Consider the following 888-nt stretch of genomic DNA (forward strand, 5'->3'; position numbering starts at 1 on the left):
TTGATAGTCGTCTTCAATCCGGATGATGTCGTCTTCGCCGAGATAGCTTCCGGTCTGGACCTCGATCAGCTCCAGCATGATCTTGCCCGGGTTCTCCATCCGGTGCACCGCGCCCATCGGGATGTAGATCGACTCGTTCTCGTGCACCGTCTTGACGGTCTCGTTGACGGTGACGCGGGCGGCGCCGCGGACCACGATCCAGTGCTCGGCGCGATGATGGTGCTTCTGCAGCGACAGACGCCCGCCCGGCTTCACCACGATGCGCTTGACCTGGTGGCGCTCGCCATTGTCGACCGACTGGTAGCTGCCCCAGGGCCGATGCACCCTGAGGTGCTCCTCGGTGACCTTCGGTGCCACCGCCTTGAGCTTGGTCACGAGCCGCTTCAGGCCGTTGGCATCCTTCTGGCGCGAGACCAGCACCGCATCCGCGGTCGCGACCACGACGAGATCGTCGACGCCTTCGAGCGCGACCAGCGCGGAATCGGTGGTGACGTTGCAGTTGCGGCTATCTTCGAACACGGCGCTGCCGTGCGAAGCATTGCCTTGCGCGTCCTTCTCGGACAATTCCCACACCGCGTGCCAGGAGCCGACGTCGGACCAGCCGCAGGACACCGGCACCACCGCTGCGCGCGCGGTCTTCTCCATCACCGCATAGTCGACCGAGATCGCCTTGGCCGCGCCGAATGCCTCGGGCTCCAGCGTCACGAAGCCGAGATCGCGGCCGGCATTGGCGACGGCATTGGAGATCGCCTCCACGCTCGCCGCGTCAACCTTGCGGTATTCGTCGAGCAGCACGCTGGCCGGGAACATGAAGTTGCCGCTGTTCCAGAGATAGCCGGAATTGACGTAGTCGGCCGCCTTCACCGCGTCCGGCTTCTCGACGAAGCG

The 888-nt window shown here is 65.0% G+C and carries 1 protein-coding gene; it reads right to left on the minus strand.

Annotation, left to right across the window (positions count from 1 at the left end; genetic code table 11):
- The coding region (locus IVB27_RS05325) for a mannose-1-phosphate guanylyltransferase/mannose-6-phosphate isomerase (RefSeq protein WP_247441950.1) at nt 1-888 on the minus strand (888 nt) is incomplete at both ends.

The sequence above is a fragment of the Bradyrhizobium sp. 197 genome (assembly GCF_023073375.1).
In the GTDB taxonomy this organism is placed as follows: Bacteria; Pseudomonadota; Alphaproteobacteria; order Rhizobiales; family Xanthobacteraceae; genus Bradyrhizobium.